This is a genomic window from Phenylobacterium sp. FG114 (assembly GCF_057809855.1).
In genome coordinates this window covers 36,037-57,632 of the sequence record NZ_JBMDKU010000017.1, presented here as the reverse complement: position 1 = coordinate 57,632, position 21,596 = coordinate 36,037, and the positions used below count along the sequence as shown (strand labels likewise).

The following is a 21,596-nucleotide window of genomic DNA, read 5'->3' as shown; positions in this document are numbered from 1 at the left end:
CCTAGCGGCTGGTCAGTTCGAACAGCCCCAGGTCGACCTGCTCGTTGTCGTACTGCGAGAACAGCGCGCGGCCGTCGGCCGCGATGCCGATGTCACCGCCACCGCCCACTTCGCGCAACTTGCGCGCAGGGCCGGTCCAAGGATGCAGCCAGACCGCCGGCGGATTGGCCGCCCCACGGACGACGAACACGTAGATCCCGTCGCGTCCCACCGTCCAGGTGTCGTAGGGCCCGACCGTCACGTCCGGCCCCGCGGCGCCGCCGACCACCACGACCCGCGAATCCATCAGCGTCTGGCCGAACCAACGCCCGTCGGGCGCGCGGCGCAGGCCGGTCAGGCCGCGGCCGCCGGCCACTTCCTGCGGAGGCGCGGCCCCGGTCAGGGCGATCTCCATCAATCGGTAGCCGGCGGCGGTGCGCTGCACATAGCGCAGGCGATCGCCCGCCGCCGTGAACACCGGGTCCAGCTTATCGAGACCGTCGGAAGTGACCGCGCGCAGCCGCGAGCCGTCGCGGCCCACGGTGTAGATTTCGGCCTTGCGGCCCTTCACCGCCACGAAGGCGATGGTCTGGCCGTCGGGCGACCAGGCCGGCGAGTGCGTGTAGCTGCCCATGATGTCGGTCAACTTCACCGACTGCCCGTCCGGTCGGGTGATCCACAGCTCGGAAGCGCCCGACCGGTTCGAGACGTAGGCCACAGTCCCGTCGGCGGCGCCTTCGGGTTCCCAGTCGGAACTGGAATGGTTCGTCACGCGCGTGATGACGCCGTCGGGCCCCATGGCGACGATGTTGATCCGGGTCTGCGGCGCCTCGACCGCCAGGCGGTCGTGCCGGTCGCTGGACATCCGGCTGAAGGTGAACTGGCCAGCGCCAAGGCTGATGCGCTTCGGTGGGTCGCGCCGCGCCGTGTCGATGGTCCAGAGGCCGAACTCGCCGCCGCGGTTCGAGGAATAGAAGATGTGGCGACTGTCATGCGACCACACGTACCCGGCCGCCTTCCAGCCATCGGTCGTCAACGCCCGCTCGCGACCGGTCTTCAGGTCCATCAGGAACAGGTCGTCGGCGCCGTGCAGCAACGTTCGGCGGAACACCACCAGCTTGCCGTTCGGCGAAACCATCGGGTCGCTGTCGCCGAGCGTCTCGGGCGACGGCGCGGTGAGGTCCTTGACCATCCCGCTGGTGAGATCGACCGATCGAAGGCGCCAGGGGACATCCGGCGTGGCCCGGTCCCCGAACACCAGCGTCTCTCCGTTCACCCAGCTCACGCGGCTGTAGACCGCCTCCTGGCAGCGGGCGACGGTGCGCTCCGGGCCCACCGGCATCGGCACGACCAGGATGGCGCAGTGGCCGCCGGGGGTCGTGCGGATGAACGCGATGCTGTCGCCTCTGGGCGACCAGGCGGCGCTGTGGTCGTCGTTCGGGTCGCTGGTGATGCGCACCGGCGTGCCCTGGTCGATGCCGCGGATGTAGAGGTCACGGTAGACGGTCGAGTCGGGCCGCTGGGCGTAGACGATCTGCTGGCCGTCGGGCGAGAGCGCGGGGTGCGTCTCCATGCCCGCTTCGGCCGTGAGTTGATGGTAGGCGTCGGCCGTCCAGGTCACGGGGCGCGGCGAGAGCAGCAGCATCGCCGCGGCGGCGATCGCCACGACGACGGCCGCGGCGCCGCCAGCAAGCAGCCAGCGCCGCGGCGTTGAGGCCCTCGCGACGGCCTGCGGCGCTTCGCCGGGCGGCGTGTCCGCGTTCGCCGCCGTAGGCAGCGGCTGGACGTCCGCGCCGGCCTGCAGGCGGTAGCCGACCGTCGGGATCGTATCGAGCTTGATCCGCGGATTTTCGTCCAACGCCTTGCGAAGCTGGGCCACGCAGCGGTTCAGCGCGCCGTCGGTGACGATGCGGCCGTCCCAGCAGAGGTCGATCAGTTCATCCCGGCTGACCGGGTGGCCCTTGGCGCGTTGCATCGCCACCAGCACCTTCATCACCCTCGGCTCGAGGGTGGTGACCCGGCCCGCGAATTCGACCTCGAGGGCCGATGGACGCACCAGCGTACCGGCCAGCGCGAACGGCAGCTCGCGGGCCAGCGTGAGCTTCGGCCATAGCGCGACATGTTCGTTCATCGTGAAACCATCACGCAGAAATCACGCCCGCAGCCACGCCGTCCCCGGCCGAGCATCGGACAAACCACCGGGTCTGAACAGCCACGTTCGCCGGGATTACAACGATGTCACGTATCGCGGGTCTCTTGCTGACCCTTGCCGCCGCGTCCCCCGCCGCAGCCCAGGACAGCGCCGTCCGCACCGCCGCCGACGCCTTCGGCGAGCGGGTGGGAACCGAGCAGTCCGGACTTTATGACGAGGGCCAGGTCCGCGGCTTCGACATGAACGATTCCGGCGCCTATCGGATCGAGGAGGCCTACTTCAGCCGCGTGTCGCCGCTGAACGATCCGGTCCTGGCTGGCGTGGGCATCCGGGTCGGCGTCAACGCGGCCCGCCTCGCCTACCCCGCACCCTCGGGCGCAGTGAACTACCGGCTGCGCTCGCCGGGGCCCACGAACGAGGTGCGCCTGGGCGCCGGGCTTCGCGATTTCGGGACGCGGGTGGTCCAGGGCGACGGCTCATGGAGGACCGAGGACGACCGCTTCGGCCTGGCCGGCGGCTTCGTATGGCGCCCCCAGGTGCGCTGGTCGGCCGGCAGCGAGGGCAAGGCCATCGACGTGGGCGCGGTGGGGTCGTGGAACGTCGCCACGGACCAGCGGGTGCGGGTGTTCGCCTCGCTCTACCGTCGCCGCTACGACGGCGACTACGCCTTCCTGCCGACGGACGGCGCCGCCCCACCCGACGCTCGCAAGCTGCACCAGTATTCGCCGGACTGGGCGCGGGTCGAAGCCATGAACGCCAATCTGGGGGTCCTCTACGATGGCCGCTTCGGTCCCTGGACGGTGGACCTCGCCGCGTTCCGTTCGCAGTTCGACAGCGACGGCGGAGATTTCACGATCATCGAGACCCGCGCTGGCGGCGACGCCTTCGCGACCACCTATCGCAGCCCCGGAAAGCGAAACATTTCCGATTCAGCCGAGGCGCGCCTGGGCCGGCGCTTCGACACAGGCGACGTCAGCCATCTCCTCTCGGCCTCGGTGCGCGCCCGCCGCAGCCGGGTGGATCTCGCCTCGACGGTCGCCATCCCGCTCGGCGCCTTCGACCTCCGCGACGACGAGCCGAACGGCGTCGAACGGCCGTGGAGCGGGACCCGCGGCCTGGACACCGTGGAGCAAGTTACCGGGTCGGTCGGCTATGGCCTGGCCTGGGCCGAGCGGCTGCAGGTGCGTCTCGCGGCCCATCGGACGCGCTATGACAAGGAGGTGCTGAGCAAGGCCGGCGTACGCAGCCAAGGCGTCAGCGAAGCCACGCTCTACAACGCCTCGGCCGTGGTCAGCCTCACGGCGCGCACGGCCATCTTTGGCAGCTGGGTCACCGGCCTGGAGGAGAGCGGGGTCGCCCCCACCTCGGCGGTCAACCGCGACGAGGTGCTGTCGCCGGTGGAGTCCGAGCAGTTCGAGTTGGGACTGCGCCACAACCTGACGTCCGGCCTCGTGCTTATCGGCGCCCTGTTCGATGTCTCGAAACCTACGACCGGCTTCCGCGTCGATGGCACGTTCGGTCACGTCGGGCAGGTGCGGCACCGGGGGGTCGAGGGCTCGCTGGCCGGCCAGTTGGACGCCAAGACCAGCATCGTCCTGGGCACCGTGGCCTTCACGCCGAAGATCACCGGCCCGCTGGTCGACGCCGGCCTGGTGGGCCCGCGCGCGGCCGGCATCTCGCACGTGGTCGCCAACGCGAGCATCGAGCGGCAGGTCGCCGCCGGCTGGTCCATGGACGCGCAGCTCAGCTACTCCGGCGAGCGCTGGGCCGACACGGCCAACACGTACAAGACGCCGGCGGTCGCCACGCTCAGCCTGGGCGCGCGGCGAAGGTTCGAGCTGGGCGGCAAGCCGGCCCAGTTCCGGGTGCTCGCGTCCAACCTCACCGGCGCCGGGGGCTACTGGGCCTCGCCGTCGGGCCTCCTGTGGCCGATCGCGCCCAGGACGGTGAGGGCCATGCTGACCCTCACCCTCAGCTAACGCCCTAGCGACCGCTGGTCGGTGCGACCGGGGCGTTGTTGGCCTCGGCCGAGCGGCCGCGGCGGCCCGGCAGCATGGCCTGGGCGGCGGCCAGTTCCGCCTTGTCGAGCGCCCCGTCCTTGTTGGTGTCGATGCGGTCGAAGTAGTTGGCGATCATCTGGCCCATCTGGCCCTTCGCCTCGGCCTTCTGCAGCTTGCCGTCTAGGTTGTCGTCCATCATCCCCATCAGGCGCGTGGGCGCGAAGCGGGCGTCGCTGTCGACCTGTTTGGCGGCCGTCTCGTCCAGCCAGCGGAACGAGAGCTGGGTGAACAGCATCTCCTCGTGGCTTTGCTCGCCCCAGGTGACCTTGATCGTGGGGTCGGGGTTGGACGGATTGCGCTTGGAGTTGTCGTAGACGTAGTTGGCGATGATCCGCGAGCCGGCCGGGATCTTGATCGGCTTGTCGAACGTGTACGCCCGCTGCCAGTTGAAGTCGTAGCGCGGCAGGCTGAGCAGCAGCGTCTTCTTGCCGTCGGGCGTCTGCAGCCACAGGTCGTTGGAATAGGCGCGGTAGTGGGCGTGCGGGAACGCCGAGTACAGCAACGCGTCGTTGGGGAACTCCACGTAGGCCACTTCCTTCGCCCGCGCGGTGTTCGGGGCGATGGTGATGGTGGGATCGATCACCACCACGCTGCGCATCATCAGCTCGGGCGGCTTGTCGTAGAAGTAGACGCCGATCTTCGAATTATCGACCGCTTCCTTGCCGTACGGCGTGTAGTGCATCTGGAAGCCGATGGCGCCGCCCGCCGGCAGGTAGCTGCCGACGTTCGACGCATAGATGTTGGACTCCGCGCCCACCGCGTAGCCGCCCACCGAACCTTTCCAGCGAGTCTCCGAGGACTGGCCGTTGGCGGGCATCTCGGCCATCCAGCCCGTCAGCACATGGTGGACCGACTGACGGTCGCCCGGCTTCACGGTCGTCGCCCGGATCCAGCGGCCCTCCGTCTGGGTGTTCGCGATGGCGGGGCGCTGGTAGTCGACGATGCCCGACGCCGGGACCTTGAAGGCCGGGATGTCGATGATCATGTCGGGCTTGCCGAGAGGCCACTCGGCCGCCACGTGCTTCACCGCGCCCAGCGGATCGGTCCCCTCGCCGCGCGGCGCGCCCCCCTCGATCCAATGGACCAGCGTTTTGATCTCGGCCGGCGACAGGTTCTTGTCGTCCGAGAACCGACCGACGTGTGGGTCGGCGTTGTAGGGCGGCATCCGGTCGGTCCGGATCACCTCGCGGATCATGGGCGAGAAGCCCTTGACCATCTCGTAGTTGCTCATGGCGAACGGGCCGATGCCGCCTTCCTGGTGGCAGGCCACGCACTTGGCCTCGAGGATCGGAGCCACATCCTTCACGTAGGTGAGCTTCGCCCCCTTGCCGCGCTCGGGGAACGCGATGGCGGCGCCGGTCAGCGAGGCGGTCGACGCCGGAACCGGCTGGCCGGCGGCCAGGGCGTCCAGCGCCGCGCCGACGCCGGCCACCGGGCCGCGATAGGCCACGGTCCAGGTCTTCGGGTTGATCACGAACGCCTCAGCCGAGCGCGTGACGCCCAGGCCCTCGCCGATGAGTTGGTTGGAGTCCATGAGGATCGGCAGCTCGATGCCCGCCTTGGCCGCCTCGGCGAGGATCGCCTCGCGGCTGTCCTTCAGGCTGGAGTTCAGCAGCATGATCTCGACGCCCTTGGCCCCGTAGGTCGAGGCCAGGGTCTTCAGCGCCGGGGCCGCGGCGCGGATCGCGGCGTCGCCGTTGGCCTGGGTTATGATGACCACCGCCGGCGCGTCGCCGAGACGGTAAAGCTCGTGGGCTTCCAGGTTGGCGTCCACAAGCATGAAGTTGTCGACACTGGCTGGCGCCGTGGCCGACGCGTTGATCGCCGAGCCGGCGGCCATGGCGCTGGGCGCGCCCTGGTCGGTGGCGCAGCTCGACAGCAGGGCCGTGGAGGCCAGCAGGGCCAGGACGCCGAAACGGGCGGTGCTCATGGAATCTCCCCCAAAGGAAATGCTTGGCTTCGGCGGTCCCGAAGTTGAACGCGCCGTCATTTTCCAAGGGCTTCGTTACACCAATATTTCGAAGAATGACCGCCTATGACGGCCGTTTCCCGCCAGCCGGCGGGCCGGGCCCAGGCTATCGCCGAGCGTCGAAGCTCAGGAGCACACAGCCTTGAAGATCGCCCTCGCTATCGCGACGCTCGCCGTGTTCGCGACCACCGCTCGAGCCGCTGACGACCGCGCGACCGTCGCGGCGCTCGACGTCGCCTACCAAGCCGCGGTGAAGGCGAACGACGCCGAGGCCATGGCGAAGATCCTCCATCCGGAGATGACCCTGGTCGTCGGGTCCGGGACCGTGGTGACCCGCGAGGACCTGCTGAAGGAAGCCCGGGGCAAGACCATCGTCTACGAGATCCAGGACGAGGCGCCCGGCAGCCAGACCGTCCGGATGTTCGGCGACGACACTGCGGTGGTCACGGCCAAACTGCGCCTGAAGTACACCTCGGCCGGCAAGGCATCGGACCGCACGCTCTGGTTCAGCGACACCTACGTCCGCACGTCCTCCGGTTGGCGCTACGCGTTCGGCCAGGCCTCGCTGGCCCTCCCGCAGGACTAGCCGTCGCCCAGCATCACGAGGTTGCCCTCGCTGTCGCGGAACAGGGCGTAGCGTTCGTTCGCCCGCCAGGGCGCCGCCGTGGGATCCTGGGTGAACGCGACACCCCTCGCCTTCAACGTCGCGCAAGTCTCGTCGAGGTCGTCGCAGACTAGGATCAGGTCGGGCTGCTCCGAGGGCGCCTCGTTGGGCCGACGCACGAGGACGACCCGGGTCACGGCGTCGCCCACGCTCAGCTCGATCCAACGGAAGCCCTCGCCATAGGCCTCGTCGGCGGCGACGGTCAGGCCCACCCGATCCCGCCAGAAGGCGACGGCGCGATCCTGATCGGCGACCGGCAGGTTGGCGAACTTCACATGGCGCAGCATGGCGGGAGCCTACGCCCGCGCGACCAAGACGGAAACGCCCTCCCCCGGTGCTAGCTGAGGAGGGCGTCCGGCATCCGCCATCCGGCGTCAGCCTCCCGTCTGCGCCTTCCCACCCGGCGCGGCGACGATCATCTGGACCAAGGCTTCCGTGACCTTGGGTTCCAAAGCTTCAGTATGGCCTTTGTCGAGTCTCACCACATCGGCCACCACCCGTCCACCCTGGCACCCCTGCCAGGCGAAGAGTTCGCTCGTGCCGGGAGCGGCCTTGCGGCCCCAAACCTTGTAGCCCGCCCTGGCGTAATCCCAGACGTGGCCGCCCTTTTCGTCCACGATGTCCTTTTCGCGGACACGCCGCGTGCAGCCGTACTTTTCGGCCCAGGGAGAAGTGTCAGGCAGGGCGTCGATCTCCCACTGGCCGACCTCGAAGATGTGCGAGAAGTCACAGGTGGGCGGGCTGTCGTTGGCCATTGGGTTGGGTCCGGCGGGACGCGGGTCCGGCGGCGAGCCATCCGCCTTGGGCGGTCCGAACTGCTTCACGAACGGCGCCTGGCCGATCCGGCCGCCGGACAGGCTGAGCCAGCCATCGACCTTGTTCTTGAAGTAGTCGCTGCAGACAATGCGCCGCGAGGTGAAGCCGCCCTGGCTATGCCCGGCCAACCACATCGAGCGGATATCGGTTTTGCCGAAGCTGTCGAACACGAAATCGGTGATGTTCTGCAGATAGGCGTCGTCGGCCGCCCCGTCCCAGCGGCGCACGGGCGTGGCCGTCGCGGCCGTTGGCGTCGCCACGACCAGCCGGTACTTCTGGACGAAATCCGAGGCTGGGAAGTAGTGGCGCTGCCAGTTACCGACCGAGCCCGCCCCGTGCAGGTTCAGGATGAAAGTGACCTTCTCGCCCGGCTTGAGGTCGCAGGGGTAGTCCAGCCAGAACTTGCGGCCCGTCTTGGCGTCGGTGGCGTTGCCCAGGTTCGCGAGCGGCGCGCCGTTGCAGGCTTCGCCGTCGCAACGGCCGGCTTGCGGGGTCGTGCAGACCACCCCGCCCACGTCGCGCGCCATCGCCGGAGCGGCCGCCAGGCTCGCAAGCGCAGCCAGCGCCATCAGCTTCATGTTCATTCCGGTGCTCCCTGCCATGCGCGGTCCTTCGCCGCGTCGGCCGACGGTATCAGTGGTCTTGGAACTTTGCGCCGATGTTTCAAAAGTTCGGTATGGCGCGCCGGATCGCCGCGCCTGGATCAAACCCCCCTAGACTGACCTTACGGACGGCGCAGAATCTTCCTCCAAACGGCGAAGCCGACCCATCGCAAGGAAAGATCATGCCCGAAGCTCTCATCATCGACGCTGCGCGTACGCCGCGCGGGATTGGCAAGGTGGGCAAGGGCGCCCTGGCCGACCATCACCCGCAGCACCTCGGCGCCGCGGTCCTGAAGGCTCTGGCCGAGCGCAACGACCTGAACACCGCCGAAGTCGACGACGTGATCTGGGGCACCTCGTCCCAACGCGGCAAGCAAGGCGGCGACATGGGCCGCATGGCTGCCCTCGACGCCGGCTACGACATCAAGGCCAGCGGCGTGACGCTGGATCGCTACTGCGGATCCGGCATCACCGCGGTGAACCTGGCGGCCGCCCAGATCATGTCCGGGATGGAAGACCTGGTCATCGCCGGCGGCTGCGAGATGATGTCCTACACCGCGTCCAGCGCGCCGAAGCCCGATCCGGAGGCCGGCCCGATGCTGATGGACTCGGGCAATCTGCGCCTGCGGGCCCGGCATCCGCAGAGCCACCAGGGCATCTGCGCCGACGCGATCGCCACCATGGAAGGCATCAGCCGCGAGGCGCTGGACGAGCTGGCCTATGTGAGCCAGCAGCGAGCGGACCATGCCATCCGCAACGGCCACTTCGACCGCGCCTTGGTGCCGGTCTATCGCGAAGACGGCTCGCTGGCGCTGGATCGCGAGGAGTTCCCGCGGCCGCAGACCACGCGGGAGGGCCTCGCCAGCCTGAAGCCTTCGTTCGAGGCCATGGCCAATGTCCCGCTCGACGCCAAGGGCACGACCTTCGCCGGCCTGATCAACCAGGTTTATCCGGACCTGAAGATCCAGCACTTCCACCATGCCGGAAACTCCTCGGGAGTCGTGGATGGCTCGGGCGCCGTCCTGCTGGCGTCGCCGGAGTACGCCCGGAAGAACGGCCTCAAGGCGCGCGCCCGCGTGGTCGCCATGGCCAATGTCGGCGATAGCCCCACCCTCATGCTCAACGCGCCGGTCCCGGCGGCCCAGAAGGTGCTGAAGAAGGCGGGCCTGACGGTCGACGACATCGACCTGTGGGAGATCAACGAAGCCTTCGCCGTCGTCGCCGAGAAGTTCATCCGCGACCTGAAGCTGGACCGCGAGAAGGTCAATGTGAACGGCGGCGCCATGGCGCTGGGTCACCCGATCGGCGCGACCGGGGCGATCCTGATCGGCACGATCGTCGACGAACTGGAACGCCGTGACCTCAAGCGCGGCCTGGTCACGATGTGCGCCGCCGGCGGCATGGCGCCGGCGATCATCGTCGAGCGCGTCTAGTGGCGCCCGAGCGCGACGGCGCTCGAGATTCGTCGTTGAGGCGCGCCCCGGGCGGCGAACCGGCGGCCACTTCGCCTGGGCGCACCTTGTCCCGGCAGCGCCGCTTCGTGACGCCGGGGCCGGAGGAGACGGTGGAGGAGCTCGCGGTGCGGGCCCTCCCCGACCAGACCGTGGAAACCGCGGTGGACGCGATCAAGAGCTGGAACCTGCACATCTTCGCGGTGCGCAGGCCGCCAGGCCTGTTGCTGGGGTCGGACGTGGTGTTCGTCGAGCCTCCGCTGTCGTGAGCCCCAGGGCTGACGAAGCGGTCATCGTCGCGGCGGATCTTGTCGCCGGCCACGACGGCTCGACCGAACTGCTGGTGCGGCTGCGGCATCCGAACGGGGCCGAGGGGCCCGTCGTTCTCGACGAGGAGACGGGCCTGCGGCTGATGAAGAATTGCGGCGCGGCGGCGTTGGGCGAACTGGTGGGCCAGTCCTGGCGGCGGATCGTGGAGGGAAGCTGATGTTCGACGTCATCGTGCGGAACGGCCTGGTGGTCGACGGTTCAGGCGCTCCCGCCTTCAAGGGTGATGTCGCGGTCAAGGACGGGCGTATCGCCGCCGTGGGCGAGGTCGCAGGCGAGGCCCGCCGCGTGGTCGACGCCGGCGGCCGCGTCGTGGCCCCCGGCTTCATCGATCCCCACACCCATTTCGACGTCCAGCTTCTCTGGGACGGCGCGGCGCGGCCGGCCCTGGAGCACGGCGTCACCTGCGTCGTGCCCGGCAACTGCTCCCTCTCCCTGGCGCCGCTCAAGGCTGCCGACCGCCGTCGGGTGGTGGGTATGTTCCAGCAGATCGAGGAGATGCCGCCCGAGGCCTTCACCACCGCCTTCGAGTGGAGCTGGGAAGACTTCGCCGGCTACCGCGCCGCCATCGAGAAGGCCTTGTCGATCAACGTCGCCCCGCTCGTGGGCCACAGCCTGATCCGCCTGTGGGTCATGGGCCCGGCCGCGCAGGAGCGCGCCGCCACGCCCGACGAGATCGCCGCCATGCAGGATCTGCTGCGCGAATGCCTGGACGCCGGGGCGGTCGGCCTGTCGACCAGCTTCGTCGATGTCGACGAGAACGGCCGCCCGGTCCCCAGCCGCTTCGCCCAGTTCGAGGAACTGGACGCGCTCTGCGCCGTGCTGGGCGAGTACGACCGCATGCTGCAATGCGTGCCCGAGTTCTACGCCACCGACATCACCATCGCGCGCATCGACCAACTGGCCGAGCTCAGTCTCAAGCACAACATCCCGACGACCTTCTCGCCGCTGTTCGACACCTCCGCCGTGCCCGACAATGCGCCGCGCGCCATCGCCCGCGTGGAAGAGCAGTTCGCCCGTGGCGCCCGCGTCTGGCCCCAGATGCAAACACGACCGATCGACATCAGCTTCAGCCTGCTGCGCCCCAGCCTGTTCTTTGCGCGCCTACCCCGCTGGGTGCGCATCCTGCGCCAGCCGCTTGAGGCCCGCCTGGCCGCTCTGCGCGACCCCGAGACGGTGGCCAAGATGGTAGCCGACACCGGCCCGGATGGTGGTGAGGCGATGATGGGCCGCCTGGTCCTGCGCGGCGGCGACGCGGCCCCGGCCGAGCTGGCCGGCCGGACGCTATCCGAGATCGCCAAGGCGCGCGGCCAGGTCCCGGCCCAGGCCTTGATCGACCTCAGCCTGGAACATGGCCTGGACGTGGCTTTCCTCAGCGCCAGCCAGGGCCACCAATCCACCGATCGCATTGGCCCCATGCTGGCCCACCCGCTGGTCCACATCGGCGCGAGCGACGGGGGCGCTCACCTGGCTTCGTTCTCGACCTACGGCGACACCGGCTATCTGTTCAGCGAGTTCGTCCGCAAGGCCGGCGCACTCAGCCTGGAGCAGGCGGTCGCCAAGATCACGGGCGAGACAGCCGACATCTGGGGCCTCAAGGACCGTGGGCGCCTCAAGCCCGGCTTGGCGGCCGACATCGTGGTATTCGATCCTGACACCATCGACCGCGAGCCCGAACTGCCCGCCTTCGACATGCCGGGCGACGGCATGCGCTATGTCCGGGCGGCGCGCGGCGTCGACACGGTGCTGGTGAACGGCGAGGTGGCCTACGCCGGGGGCGCATATACCGACAGCCGATCGGGCGTCGTCTGCGTCTGACGCCGCGCCCTAAGTATTACCAAGATGTTAACGCGTTATCGCTAGTCGGTATATTCGGCGACGCCGTTCTTTTGCCCAATTCATCTTTCAATATTGGGAACTAGGGACGGCATCCGGTTGTTGAACAACCGACGGCGCAAAACGCGACGTCTCGCACAGGAAAACGAGCTCTACTGTAATTTGGGGGCGCATTCGATGTTCGCCAGCGCCATGACATCCGATCCGGGCCTCGCCCGGGAACTCTCCTCCGCCCGCGCGCGCCTGGCCAGTCAGGAGCGCCAGATCCAGGAGCTGAACCACCGCATCGCCAACAGCCTTCAGCTGGCGGCCGACATGCTGGTGTTCGAGCAGCTCAGATCGCGCGATCCGGTGGCCGCAGCCGCGCTGGAAGCTAGCCGCGCCCGCCTCGTGGCCGTGGGCGAGCTTCATCGCTACCTGTACGACCACGCCGACCGCGCGTCGGTCGAGCTCAGCCCGTTCCTCGCCGGTCTCTGCCAAGCCATCGCCGCGACGACCGGCCTCAAGTGCTCGATCCAGGCCGACCTGACCAGCGTGCCGGGCGACATGGCCCAGCAGCTCGCGATTGCCATCAACGAGTTCGCGATCAACGCCGCCAAGCACGCCTACGAGGGCAAGCCCGGCGGCCGCCTGGTGATCACCAGCCGCCGCGACGGCAACGAGCTGGTGATGACGGTCGCCGACGAGGGCAAGGGCTTCACCACCGGCGCGGGCCGGTCCAGCGGCCTGGGCATGTCGATCGTCGCCGCTATCGTCCGCGACCTGAAAGGCGCGATGACGATCAAGGGCGAAGGTGGCGCGACCTTCACGATCCGCGCACCGATCCCCGGCGCCGCGCCCGTGGTGGATCGCTCGTTCCAGTCCTGGGTGGACGCCGACTAGCCGTCAGGCCACCCTGCCGACCCGCGCGCGGGCGTCCCGCACGACCTGGCTCGGCGCCCGTTCCGCCGCCCGCGCCATCAATCCCAGCACGCTGCGCGCCAGCGCCAGCCGCAGCGGCCTGACCTTCAGCCCAAGTTTCCGGCGGATGTCGACCCGCAGCAGGTCGATGGCCGCCTCGACCACCAGCGGCTGCAGCGCCCGGCCGGCGAGGCCCAGCGGCGAGGTGGTCGACACGATCCCCAGGAATTCGTCGATGATCGGATGCGGGACCAGCATCGGCCGCATGCGGTCGAACCACCCCTCGACGCCCGCCACCGACGCGGGCGGCTCCGGCGCGCCGAACAGCCGCCCTAGCCGCCCGCCCTCCGCGAAGTAACGATCCTGGTCCCCGCGGCTCAGAGGCGCGACATATCGATCGTAGGCGTTGAGGAATCCCCAGCTCGCGGTCACATGGACCCACGTCATCAGTTCGGGTTCCAGCGCCGTGTAGGCCTGCCCCTCGGGCGTCACGCCGCCGACCCGCTCGTGCATTCGGGTCACCATCGCCACGCGCGCCTCGGCCGCCTTGGTCGGACCATAGGTGGTGATCAGCGTCGCCTCCCCGGTCCGCTGCATGCGCCCCAAGGGATCTGTGCGGAAGGTGGAATGCTCCCAGACCCCAGTGCGCACGCGCGGCTCGGCCAGTTCCAGGATCACCGCCGCGACGCCGCCGACGGCCAGCGCGACGGGGTTGGCGTGGACCCGCCAGGCCATGGAGTCCGGCCCGAACAGCCCCCGATCGCCGGCCGGCTGGCGGTAGTCCAGCTTGCCCCCACTCATCGGGCCGGCGCGCGACGCCCTCGCCCGCGGGGGGGCCGCAGCCCGGGTGGTGTCTTCGAACGCCGTCATCCGCAATCCTCGCCGCGTGTCGGCCTCAGCATAAGGCCGCGGCCCGCTCGGAACACTCGGATTGGCATATCCAGCCGCCGAGCGGAAAACTGCACGATCTCAACGCATTGCGCGGCAGATCTCGACCCGGCGGAAAGAGGCCGTCCGGGGCGCTCGGAACCGCCGGACGGCCAGTCGGACACCGGAGGCCGGGGTAGCGGCCGCCGTCCGCTCGCGGGCCTGCGAACCCGAGCCGGCCCGCGCGCCCTGCGCCGGGCGTTCAGAAAGCCTTGCTCACCGACACGCCGTAGAGCCGGGGTTCGGTCAGGAAGATGTTGGTGAACAGGCCCGAGGTGTCGTCGGTCAGGTACTGGTCGGTCACCACCGTCTTGTCGCCCACGTTCTTGACGTAGGCCTGCACGTTCCAGCCCAGGTCGGGGATGTCGAAGATCAGCGACACGTTGGTGTTGGTGTACGACCGCAGCCGGTCGTTCACGGCATTGAAGATCCGCGCGTACGACTTGCCCTGGGCGTAGAAGTCGACGCGTGGCGTCGCCGTCCAGCCGCCGCCGAGGTCGAACCGGTACTGCGCGCCAAGCGACAGCGTGTAGTGCGGCGAGTTGGGCAGCTGATTGCCTCCCAACGCCGCCGGGATGCCGCCGCTGGGCGTGACCGCCACCAGGGCCGACAGCGGCGTCCCCGGCGCGAAGGCGCCCTGGCAGACGCCCAGATCCGATCGTCCCGGCACGCCGGTCATCGCGATGGCCGGCAGGACGCCCGCGTTGATCAGGGCCTGCAGCGCGGCGACCTGGTTGGTCGGCGCGATGCAGTTCGAGAAGGTCCCGCCGTTCTTGACGGTGACGAAGCCCGAATTGCCCTGCGTCAGGTTCGACAGATCCAGCGAGTCCGTCCCGCCCAGCTTGGTGTCGAGGAAGCCGAGCTGGCCATTGAAGCGCAGGTTCTGGACCGGCTCCCACAGCGCTTCGAACTCGGCCCCCCAGATCTTGGCGTCGATGTTCACGTTCACCGAGGTCCGCTGGATGATCTGGGAAACCTGGTAGCCCTTGTAGTCGTAGTAGAAGCCGGTCGCGTTCAGCACCAGCGCGCCGCCCATCAGCGTGTTCTTGGACCCGATCTCGAAGGCGTTGATGAACTCTGGCTCATAGGTCTCCGGGAACAGGTTCTGCCCGGCCGACTGCGGCGGGTTGAAGCCGCCGCCTTTGTAGCCGCGGGCGTAGGAGGCGTAGAACAGGCTCTTGTCGGTGAAGCCCAGGTCCGGCGACCATTCGGCGTTGAGCCGCCCGGTCAGCTCGGTGAACGAGGCCTTCTGCTGCGGCAGCGCCGCGAGGCCCGAACCCGGCAGGAACAGGCCGGGCTGGAACGGCTGGGCCTTCTTGTTGTCGTCGGTGTAGCGCAGGCCCGCCGTCACCCGGAACTCGGGCGTGAACTCGTAAGAGGCTTCACCGAACGCTGCGTACGAGCCGATCTGATAGCGCGTCCGATTGTCGAAGTAGTTGTGCCCGGACCCATCGGGGATGGCGTTCGGGTCCACGTAGACGCACTGCGGCGTGGTCAGCGACCCGTTGAGCGCACAACCCGGCGTCGCCGCGTTGAACAGACCGATGGCGACGGCGGTCAGGGTATTGCTGGTCACCACATAGTCGCTCTGCGACCGGAAACGCAGGTAGCTGGCGCCGAGGCTGAAATTGAACGGTCCCTCGAACGACGACTGCAGCCGCAGCTCGTAGGTGCGCTGGACGCTCTGCCCGAAGGTGAAGTCGATGGTGCGGAACTGGTTCGACGGCCCAACCTGCGGATCGTTGAAGACGCCGCCCGGCGAAATGGGCGTGACGTTGAAGGTCTGCGTGGGGGTGGTGCGGTTGTAGTCCGCCTGGCTGGAGCCGTTCCCGTCGGCGTAGCTGCCCGTGAACGTGAGCTGTAGCTGGTCGGCCAGCTGGTAGGCCAGCGACAGCATGATGATATCGCCCTTGGACCGGTACATCGGGTCGAAGGCCGACTCGATGTTGCGCAGGTTCGGGTCCTGGGCCTTCCCGGCATAGGCGTCGCCGGTGATCAGGCCTGTCAGGATGCCGAGCCCCCCGCCCAGGGTCGCGGCGCTGTTGACCGCCTGCAGCGCGTTGGCGCCCCGCAGATTGCCGGGCACACAGCCCTGGCTGAGATAGGCTTGCGTCGCTCGGCCCGGCAGGTTGGTCGCCACGCCACCCACGCTGGTGAGGCCCGGGTCCTTGATGCAGAGCTGCTTGGCGACCCGGGCGCGGTCGTCGTCTTCCTTGAAGTGCTCCCACATCAGATCGGCGGTGAAGCGGTCGTTCGGCTTGAAGCGCACGCTGATCCGGCTGGACCACAGGTCGCGGCCATCGATCCGGTTGCCCGTGACCAGGTTGCGGCCGTAGCCGTCGCGATCCACCCACGAGCCCGCCGCCCGCACATACAGCCAGTCGGTCAGCGGCACGTTGAGGAAGCCGTTGGCCTGCTTGTTCTGGTAGTTGCCGTATTCCGCCGTCAGCCGCCCCTGGAAGGTGTCGACCGGCTTGGCGCTGATGATGTTGATCAGGCCGCCGGTGGTGTTGCGGCCGAACTGCGTGCCCTGGGGCCCGCGCAGCACCTCGATCCGCTCCACGTCGTAGAAGTTCGAGTCCGCCAGATTGTTGGCGGTCAGCGGCACGTTGTTCTCGTGAACGCCGATGGCCGCGTCGGCGCTCGTCGCCACCAGCTTGGTGCCGATGCCCCGGATCTGGAAGTTGTAGCCGCCGAAGTTGCCGCGGCTGAAAGTGACGTTGGGCACCGCGAGCAACAGGTCGCGACCGCCCTCGATCCGCTGCTCCTTCAGCGCCTCGTCGGAAAACGCCGACACGGCGATCGGGACGTCCTGGATGCTCTGTTCGCGCCGCTGGGCGGTGACGACCAGTTCCTGGATGACGTTGGCGGCCGGCCTGGCCTGGGCCAGCGCGGGCTGCGCCGCCAGCATGGCGGCCGTGGAGACTCCGAGCGCGAGCGCGCCCCGAAACGTGGCTTGCATCCGCATCCTCCCATGCCCCTCGGATGTTTCCCCTGGGGTCTTTCGATGGAGGTTCGGATGGCCGTTTCAGCGGCCGTTCCCCCTCCCTTGCGAGGAAGTATGGGCCTCTCGAAAACATGGCATACTCGGGTTCGGCCGATGCCGTTCTCCGAGAGGGCGAGCGCCTGCGCGGCAGGGTTGCTCGGATATGTCAGTGGGGCGCGGGCAGGCCTTCCGTGACGTCATGACCTAGCGCCATCCGGCAGGTCATGATCGCCAGTTCGTGGCACAGCAGGCGCCGCTCCGCCTCGTCGGAATCCAGGAAGGCGATCTCAAGCATCGCGTTGAACAGCATCTGGGAGATCAGCCAGGTGTCGGCCTCCGGCTCCGGCAGGTTCAACCGGTCCGCCGAGCACGCGCGGATCGCCTGGCACAGCCCGGTCAGCGCGGCCCGCGCCTGCGTCATCGCCGGCAGGGTCGTCACGAACGGCGCTTCGCGCAACATCACCTTGAACGCGTTCTGGCGGCTGCCCAACGCCTCGACGCCAGCCATCAGCAAGTGCTCGGCGCCTTCGAGCTGGCCCATGCCGGCCGTCTCCAGGATCGCCTGCTCCATGCGCGCCACCAGACGGGCGCACGAGTTGGCGGCGAGCGCGGCCACGATGGACTCACGGTTCGGGAAATACTCGTAGAGGGTGCCAATGCTGACGCCGGCCCGCTCGGAGATGCAGTTGGTGGTCAGCGCTTCGTAGGGACCAATCGCCAGGACCTGGCCGCAGGCGTCCACGATCGCGTCGAAGGTCGCCCGGGCGCGGGCCTGACGCGGCAGCTTGCGGGGCTCCAGCGTCACCCTGGCGACGGCGGGGCGGACGGGCTGGCGCCGGGCCTCGCGCCACTGCGGCGCTCGTCCGGGATCGCCGCCCGATAGGGTCATGAGTCCAGCTCGGTCTTGAGGCTCGGGTACTTGCACTCGAGATGAGCCGCGGCCGCTTTCAACTCGTTGATCGCCTCGTCCACATGCTGGCGCTGCTGCTGCAGCTGCTCGATGCGACGGCGGTGGATGCGCAGGGCCTCGGCGTCCTGCGACGCGGGGCCCTCCTCGTCGTAGGTGTCGAGGATGTCGCGGATCTCGGCGATGGAGAGCCCGACGCGGCGGCCCCGCATGATCAGCTGCAACCGCGCCCGGTCCTTGTAGGAATAGACGCGGGAGGTGTCGCGCCGCGCCGGCGACAGCAGCCCCTGCTCCTCGTAGAAGCGCAGCGCGCGCGGCGTCGCGCCGAACTCGCGGCAGAGCTGGGTGATCGAATAGGTCCGATAGGGCGGACGGCGCAGGTTCAGGAACGTCGACATCTGTCTTTCCTCCTCACAGCCCCAGCACGAGCCGGGCGATGATGTCCCTCTGGATCTCGTTGGAGCCGCCGTAGATCGAGGCGGCCCGATTGTTCAGGTAGCGCGGCATGGCGACGAGGCCTTCGTCCGGCCCGATCGCCGCGACGTTCGAGCCCGGCTCGCGGGCCTCGGGCTGGTCGACGCCGGCGTAGGATCCCAGCGCCGCGATCGAGATCTCGTCGATCCGCTGCATGGCCTCGGTGCCGTTGATCTTCAGCATCGACGAGGCGGGGCCCGGGTTCTTGCCGCCGGCCAGCGCCGACAGCACCATCCGCTCCGACATGTCGATGGCGGTCACCGCGATGGCGGCCTCGGCCAGTCGCCGCCGGTGCGCGGGATCGTCGCCCAGCGCCGCCGTGGCGATCCGCTGCGCCCGCTCCAGGCCGACCTGCAGACCCGGCGCGGAGCCACCACCCCGCTCGAACTCCAGCAGGTACTTGGCCACCGTCCAGCCCTGGTTCTCCTCGCCGATCCGGTTGGCCTTGGGCACGCGCACGCCGTCGAAGAATACCTGGTTCACCTCGTGCTCGCCGGCCAGGGTGATGATCGGCTTCACCGAGATCCCGGGCGTGTTCATCTCCAGCAGCAGGAAGGTGATGCCCTGCTGCGGCTTGCCCTCGGTCGAGGTCCGCACCAGGCAGAACATCCGGTTGGCGAACTGGGCGTGGGTCGTCCAGATCTTGGACCCGTCGAGAACGTAATGATCTCCGTCGCTTACGGCGCGAAGCTGTAGCGACGCGAGATCCGAGCCGGAGCCTGGTTCCGAGTAGCCCTGGCACCAGTAGTCCTCGCCGGAGAGGATGCGCGGCAGATAGAACGCCTTCTGCTCGGGCGTGCCGTAGCCCATGATCACCGGGCCCACCATCTTCAGGCCCATCGGCGACAGGCTGGGCGTCCCGGCTCGCGCGCACTCGGCGGCGAAGATCGCCCGCTGCACCTCGCTCCAGCCCGGCCCACCGTATTCCTTGGGCCAGGCCGGCGCGGCCCAGCCCTTGGCATGCAGGATCTTCTGCCAGGGCAGGCTGTAGCGCGGCTCGCAGAACACGCTGGTCAGGCGCTCACCGGCCCGGCGCAGCTCGGGCGTGAGGCTGGCGTCGAGGAACGCCCGCACCTCATCGCGGAAAGCCAGGTCGGAGGCGGTGAGCTCCAGGTCCACGTGCCGACGCTCCCCTAGAACTTGGACCTTAACGTGACGCCGTAGGTCCGCGGCGCACCCAGGAACGCCGCGAAGGTGCCCGACTGCAACGGCTGGTCCACGACGACCTGATAGTACTTCTCGTTCGTCAGGTTCTGCGCGAACAGCTCGAGCGTCCAGCTTTCGCTTTCAGACCCGATGCCGACCCGGCCGTTCCAGAGCGTCAGCTCCTTCTGGTTCTTGAGCGGATCCAGGTTCGAGCCGGTGTTGTACGCCGAGGTGTAGCGCCCCGAGAGGCTGGCCCGCAGGCGCAGCCCGTCGGCGATCTGGTTCTCATAGACCGCCGACCACGACGCCGACCACAGCGGCGCGTACGACAGGCGCGACGTCGGCAGCCGCGGGCCGATGCCCGCGGTTGGGGTGAAGTTGCCGAACTGGGTCACCGCGTATGTCACCCCACCCGTGGCCGTTAGGCCCCGGACCGGCGTGCGCCAAACAGCATCCAGGTCGACGCCCTTGGACGTCACCTTCGGGATCGAGGCCACCACGAAGCTGATGCCCGTGAAGGTGTTCAGTTGGAAGTTCTCGAACGTCTGGTCGAAGGCCGCGGCGTTCAGGATCAGCCGGTTCTCGAAGAGCTGGCTCTTGAACCCGGCCTCATAGCTCTCGACCGTCTCGGCCGCGAAGCTGGTGTCGGGATTGATCACGCCGGCCCCAAGCCGGGCGCGGTCCAGGTTGAAGCCGCCGCTCTTGTGGCTGTTGGCGTACGACACATAGGTCATCAGCTTCGGATTGAACCGGTAGCTGGCCTTGGCCGTGCCGCCCAGGCGGTCCTCGCTGCGCTTCTGGCGGGTGTCGACGTTGTTGAAAGCGGGGTCGCCGCCGGGTGCGCAGATCGCGGCGCGCGCGGCGGCCGGGATCGGCCGGGCGATCGCCGCGGCGCAAGCCAGCCCCGGGGCCGTGTTCCGGTACTGCGAGAACACCTTCTTGGTGTCGTCGCTGTAGCGCAGGCCGAAGGTCAGCTCGAGCGCGTCGGTGACATGCCAGGTGTTGTTGGTGAAGAGCGCCCAGCCCTTGTTCGAGTGGTCGAACCGGTCGTAGGCGCCCGTCCCCGGAATGAAGTTCTGGCCGACCGGAATGCCGGTCAGCGCCGAGACGGTGGCGGGGTTTGCGCCGCCCGAAAGCAGAAGGCCGAAATAGGTTTCGTAAGCCGTGCCCCAAGGGGTGAAGGCGCTGGTGTCGAGCTGCTCGTCCGAATAGTAGCCGCCGACCATCCAGTCGACCGGACCGGAGCGTCCGGCCAGGCGAACTTCCTGCGAGAAGGTCTCGAACTTGCCGAAGGTCCGGCCGTCGCTGGGCCGGTACCAGATATCGGCCGACGAGAAGTCGATGTCGGCGCCCTGCAGGTTCTTCCAGCCGCGCCAGGCGGTGATAGAGGTCAGGGTGACGTCAGGATTGATCTCCAAGTCCGCCTGCAGCGACAGGCCCTTGTCGGTCAGCTTCTGGTTCGACTCCCGGTTGGCGTAGACGAGGCGGCGGAAGGGGTCGGCCGGACGCAGCGTGCCTTCGTCGGCGGCGAGCGCGTCGATCAGCGCGCCGGTCGCGCCGACGAGGGTCGTGGCCGTGAGGCAGCAGTGCTCGTCACGCTTGGTGTAGTCCACCATCGCCTTGACCGTCAGGCTGTCGGTCGGCAGCCACAGCAGTTGCCCGCGGATCGTCGAGACATCCTGGTCGTCGTTGCGCGACTGCGAGCTGGGCCCCGCGCCATTGCGCACCTGGTTGAAGCCGTCGCGCTTGCGGATGGCGGCGAAGACGCGGCCGGCCAGGGTCTCGCTGATCGGGCCGGTAACGCCGGCCGCGAAGCCGCGCTGATCGTAGTTGCCGTAGGTCAGTTCGGCGTTGGCCCCGAAGTCGAATTCGGGCGCCTTGGTGATCACGTTGATGACGCCGGCCGAGGTGTTCTTGCCGAACACGGTGCCCTGCGGCCCCTTCAGCACCTCGATGCGCTCCAGCTCGCCCAGGTCGCCGAACGCCACGCCGCTACGGGCGCGGTAGACGCCGTCGATCACGGTGCCGACCGAGGATTCGAGGCCTGGGTTGTCACCGATGGTGCCGACGCCGCGGATGCGGATGGAGGTCTGGGCGCTGCCGGTGGACGAGGTCACGCTGAGGCCCGGGGTCAGGACCTGCAGATCCTTCACGTCGCGGACCCCCGCGTCCTGGAGCTGCTGGCCCGACACCACGTTCACGACGATGGGCACGTCCTGCAGGTTCTGCTCGCGCTTCTGGGCGGTGACGATCACCGCGTCCACCTCGGCGACCTCGGCCTCGGCGGCTTGAGCTCCACCCGCAACGCAGAAAACCGCCAGAACGGCGGCCGACGGCGCCCACTTACGCAACTTCATCATTCCTCCCCTCGCCCTCTGTGGGCGTTGTTCTTAGGTGCAA

At 68.7% G+C, this 21,596-nt stretch carries 17 protein-coding genes; 7 read left to right on the top strand and 10 right to left on the bottom strand.

The annotated features are described in order from the left end of the window. Nucleotide 1: 1 nt before the first annotated feature. The gene (locus ACODSY_RS23070; RefSeq protein ID WP_488954248.1) at nucleotides 2–2,110 is read right to left on the bottom strand and encodes a winged helix-turn-helix domain-containing protein; all 2,109 of its coding nucleotides are present in this window, start codon (nucleotides 2,108–2,110) and stop codon (nucleotides 2–4) included. Nucleotides 2,111–2,214: 104 nt separating this feature from the next. Between ACODSY_RS23070 and ACODSY_RS23065 the strand changes: the two genes are divergently transcribed. After that, nucleotides 2,215–4,110 (top strand): TonB-dependent receptor, encoded by a 1,896-nt coding sequence (locus ACODSY_RS23065; RefSeq protein ID WP_488954247.1) that lies wholly within the window; start codon nucleotides 2,215–2,217, stop codon nucleotides 4,108–4,110. 4 nt (nucleotides 4,111–4,114) lie between these two features. Here ACODSY_RS23065 and ACODSY_RS23060 read toward each other — a convergent pair whose 3' ends face one another. Then, nucleotides 4,115–6,121, bottom strand: a complete 2,007-nt coding sequence (locus tag ACODSY_RS23060; RefSeq protein WP_488954246.1) for a hypothetical protein — start codon at nucleotides 6,119–6,121, stop codon at nucleotides 4,115–4,117. A gap of 181 nt (nucleotides 6,122–6,302) precedes the next feature. On the opposite strand from ACODSY_RS23060, the gene ACODSY_RS23055 reads away from it, so the two are divergent. After that, nucleotides 6,303–6,746 carry a nuclear transport factor 2 family protein gene (locus ACODSY_RS23055; protein WP_488954245.1) on the top strand — a complete coding sequence of 148 codons (444 nt, stop codon included), beginning with the start codon at nucleotides 6,303–6,305 and terminating at the stop codon, nucleotides 6,744–6,746. On the opposite strand, the gene ACODSY_RS23050 is transcribed toward ACODSY_RS23055, so the two are convergent. Continuing rightward, a complete protein-coding gene (locus tag ACODSY_RS23050) occupies nucleotides 6,743–7,111 on the bottom strand; it encodes a VOC family protein (RefSeq protein ID WP_488954244.1) in 369 nt (122 codons plus the stop codon). The two genes, ACODSY_RS23055 and ACODSY_RS23050, sit on opposite strands and share 4 nt — an antisense overlap. An 87-nt stretch (nucleotides 7,112–7,198) precedes the next feature. Beyond that, nucleotides 7,199–8,224: a hypothetical protein gene (locus ACODSY_RS23045; RefSeq protein WP_488954243.1), complete on the bottom strand. Its 1,026-nt coding sequence runs from the start codon at nucleotides 8,222–8,224 to the stop codon at nucleotides 7,199–7,201. A gap of 200 nt (nucleotides 8,225–8,424) precedes the next feature. Here ACODSY_RS23045 and ACODSY_RS23040 point away from each other — a divergent pair, with 200 nt between their 5' ends. From ACODSY_RS23040 to ACODSY_RS23020, 5 genes are all read left to right on the top strand, one after another. Next, entirely contained in the window at nucleotides 8,425–9,675 is a 1,251-nt protein-coding gene (locus ACODSY_RS23040) for an acetyl-CoA C-acetyltransferase (protein WP_488954242.1), read from the top strand. Between the two features lie 86 nt (nucleotides 9,676–9,761). Beyond that, on the top strand, nucleotides 9,762–9,962 hold the full coding sequence (locus ACODSY_RS23035; RefSeq protein WP_488954241.1) for a hypothetical protein: 201 nt from the start codon (nucleotides 9,762–9,764) through the stop codon (nucleotides 9,960–9,962). Next, complete coding sequence (locus tag ACODSY_RS23030) at nucleotides 9,959–10,180, top strand: hypothetical protein (RefSeq protein WP_488954240.1); 222 nt, start codon at nucleotides 9,959–9,961, stop codon at nucleotides 10,178–10,180. The genes ACODSY_RS23035 and ACODSY_RS23030 overlap by 4 nt, the downstream gene beginning before the upstream one ends. Next, the gene (locus ACODSY_RS23025) at nucleotides 10,180–11,838 is read left to right on the top strand and encodes an N-acyl-D-amino-acid deacylase family protein (protein WP_488954239.1); all 1,659 of its coding nucleotides are present in this window, start codon (nucleotides 10,180–10,182) and stop codon (nucleotides 11,836–11,838) included. Before ACODSY_RS23030 ends, ACODSY_RS23025 begins: the two co-directional genes overlap by 1 nt. A 195-nt stretch (nucleotides 11,839–12,033) precedes the next feature. Further along, on the top strand, nucleotides 12,034–12,738 hold the full coding sequence (locus tag ACODSY_RS23020) for a sensor histidine kinase (protein WP_488954238.1): 705 nt from the start codon (nucleotides 12,034–12,036) through the stop codon (nucleotides 12,736–12,738). 3 nt (nucleotides 12,739–12,741) lie between these two features. On the opposite strand, the gene ACODSY_RS23015 is transcribed toward ACODSY_RS23020, so the two are convergent. The 6 genes from ACODSY_RS23015 to ACODSY_RS22990 form a co-directional block, all read right to left on the bottom strand. Continuing rightward, a complete protein-coding gene (locus tag ACODSY_RS23015; protein WP_488954237.1) occupies nucleotides 12,742–13,626 on the bottom strand; it encodes an oxygenase MpaB family protein in 885 nt (294 codons plus the stop codon). Between the two features lie 259 nt (nucleotides 13,627–13,885). Continuing rightward, the gene (locus ACODSY_RS23010; protein WP_488954236.1) at nucleotides 13,886–16,645 is read right to left on the bottom strand and encodes a TonB-dependent receptor; all 2,760 of its coding nucleotides are present in this window, start codon (nucleotides 16,643–16,645) and stop codon (nucleotides 13,886–13,888) included. A gap of 190 nt (nucleotides 16,646–16,835) precedes the next feature. After that, complete coding sequence (locus tag ACODSY_RS23005; RefSeq protein ID WP_488954235.1) at nucleotides 16,836–17,558, bottom strand: TetR/AcrR family transcriptional regulator; 723 nt, start codon at nucleotides 17,556–17,558, stop codon at nucleotides 16,836–16,838. Further along, nucleotides 17,555–17,974 (bottom strand): MerR family transcriptional regulator, encoded by a 420-nt coding sequence (locus ACODSY_RS23000; protein WP_488954234.1) that lies wholly within the window; start codon nucleotides 17,972–17,974, stop codon nucleotides 17,555–17,557. The genes ACODSY_RS23005 and ACODSY_RS23000 overlap by 4 nt, the downstream gene beginning before the upstream one ends. A 13-nt stretch (nucleotides 17,975–17,987) precedes the next feature. Continuing rightward, nucleotides 17,988–19,169 (bottom strand): acyl-CoA dehydrogenase family protein, encoded by a 1,182-nt coding sequence (locus tag ACODSY_RS22995; protein WP_488954233.1) that lies wholly within the window; start codon nucleotides 19,167–19,169, stop codon nucleotides 17,988–17,990. 14 nt (nucleotides 19,170–19,183) lie between these two features. Beyond that, entirely contained in the window at nucleotides 19,184–21,553 is a 2,370-nt protein-coding gene (locus ACODSY_RS22990; RefSeq protein WP_488954232.1) for a TonB-dependent receptor, read from the bottom strand. Nucleotides 21,554–21,596: the final 43 nt, after the last annotated feature.

Bases quoted from the DNA above. Each gene is read 5' to 3' on its own strand.
- ACODSY_RS23070 (WP_488954248.1), bottom strand. From the start codon at position 2,110: ATGAACGAACATGTCGCGCTATGGCCGAAGCTCACGCTGGCCCGCGAG.
- ACODSY_RS23065 (WP_488954247.1), top strand. From the start codon at position 2,215: ATGTCACGTATCGCGGGTCTCTTGCTGACCCTTGCCGCCGCGTCCCCC.
- ACODSY_RS23060 (WP_488954246.1), bottom strand. From the start codon at position 6,121: ATGAGCACCGCCCGTTTCGGCGTCCTGGCCCTGCTGGCCTCCACGGCC.
- ACODSY_RS23050 (WP_488954244.1), bottom strand. From the start codon at position 7,111: ATGCTGCGCCATGTGAAGTTCGCCAACCTGCCGGTCGCCGATCAGGAT.
- ACODSY_RS23045 (WP_488954243.1), bottom strand. From the start codon at position 8,224: ATGAACATGAAGCTGATGGCGCTGGCTGCGCTTGCGAGCCTGGCGGCC.
- ACODSY_RS23040 (WP_488954242.1), top strand. From the start codon at position 8,425: ATGCCCGAAGCTCTCATCATCGACGCTGCGCGTACGCCGCGCGGGATT.
- ACODSY_RS23025 (WP_488954239.1), top strand. From the start codon at position 10,180: ATGTTCGACGTCATCGTGCGGAACGGCCTGGTGGTCGACGGTTCAGGC.
- ACODSY_RS23020 (WP_488954238.1), top strand. From the start codon at position 12,034: ATGTTCGCCAGCGCCATGACATCCGATCCGGGCCTCGCCCGGGAACTC.
- ACODSY_RS23015 (WP_488954237.1), bottom strand. From the start codon at position 13,626: ATGACGGCGTTCGAAGACACCACCCGGGCTGCGGCCCCCCCGCGGGCG.
- ACODSY_RS23010 (WP_488954236.1), bottom strand. From the start codon at position 16,645: ATGCAAGCCACGTTTCGGGGCGCGCTCGCGCTCGGAGTCTCCACGGCC.
- ACODSY_RS23005 (WP_488954235.1), bottom strand. From the start codon at position 17,558: ATGACCCTATCGGGCGGCGATCCCGGACGAGCGCCGCAGTGGCGCGAG.
- ACODSY_RS23000 (WP_488954234.1), bottom strand. From the start codon at position 17,974: ATGTCGACGTTCCTGAACCTGCGCCGTCCGCCCTATCGGACCTATTCG.
- ACODSY_RS22990 (WP_488954232.1), bottom strand. From the start codon at position 21,553: ATGAAGTTGCGTAAGTGGGCGCCGTCGGCCGCCGTTCTGGCGGTTTTC.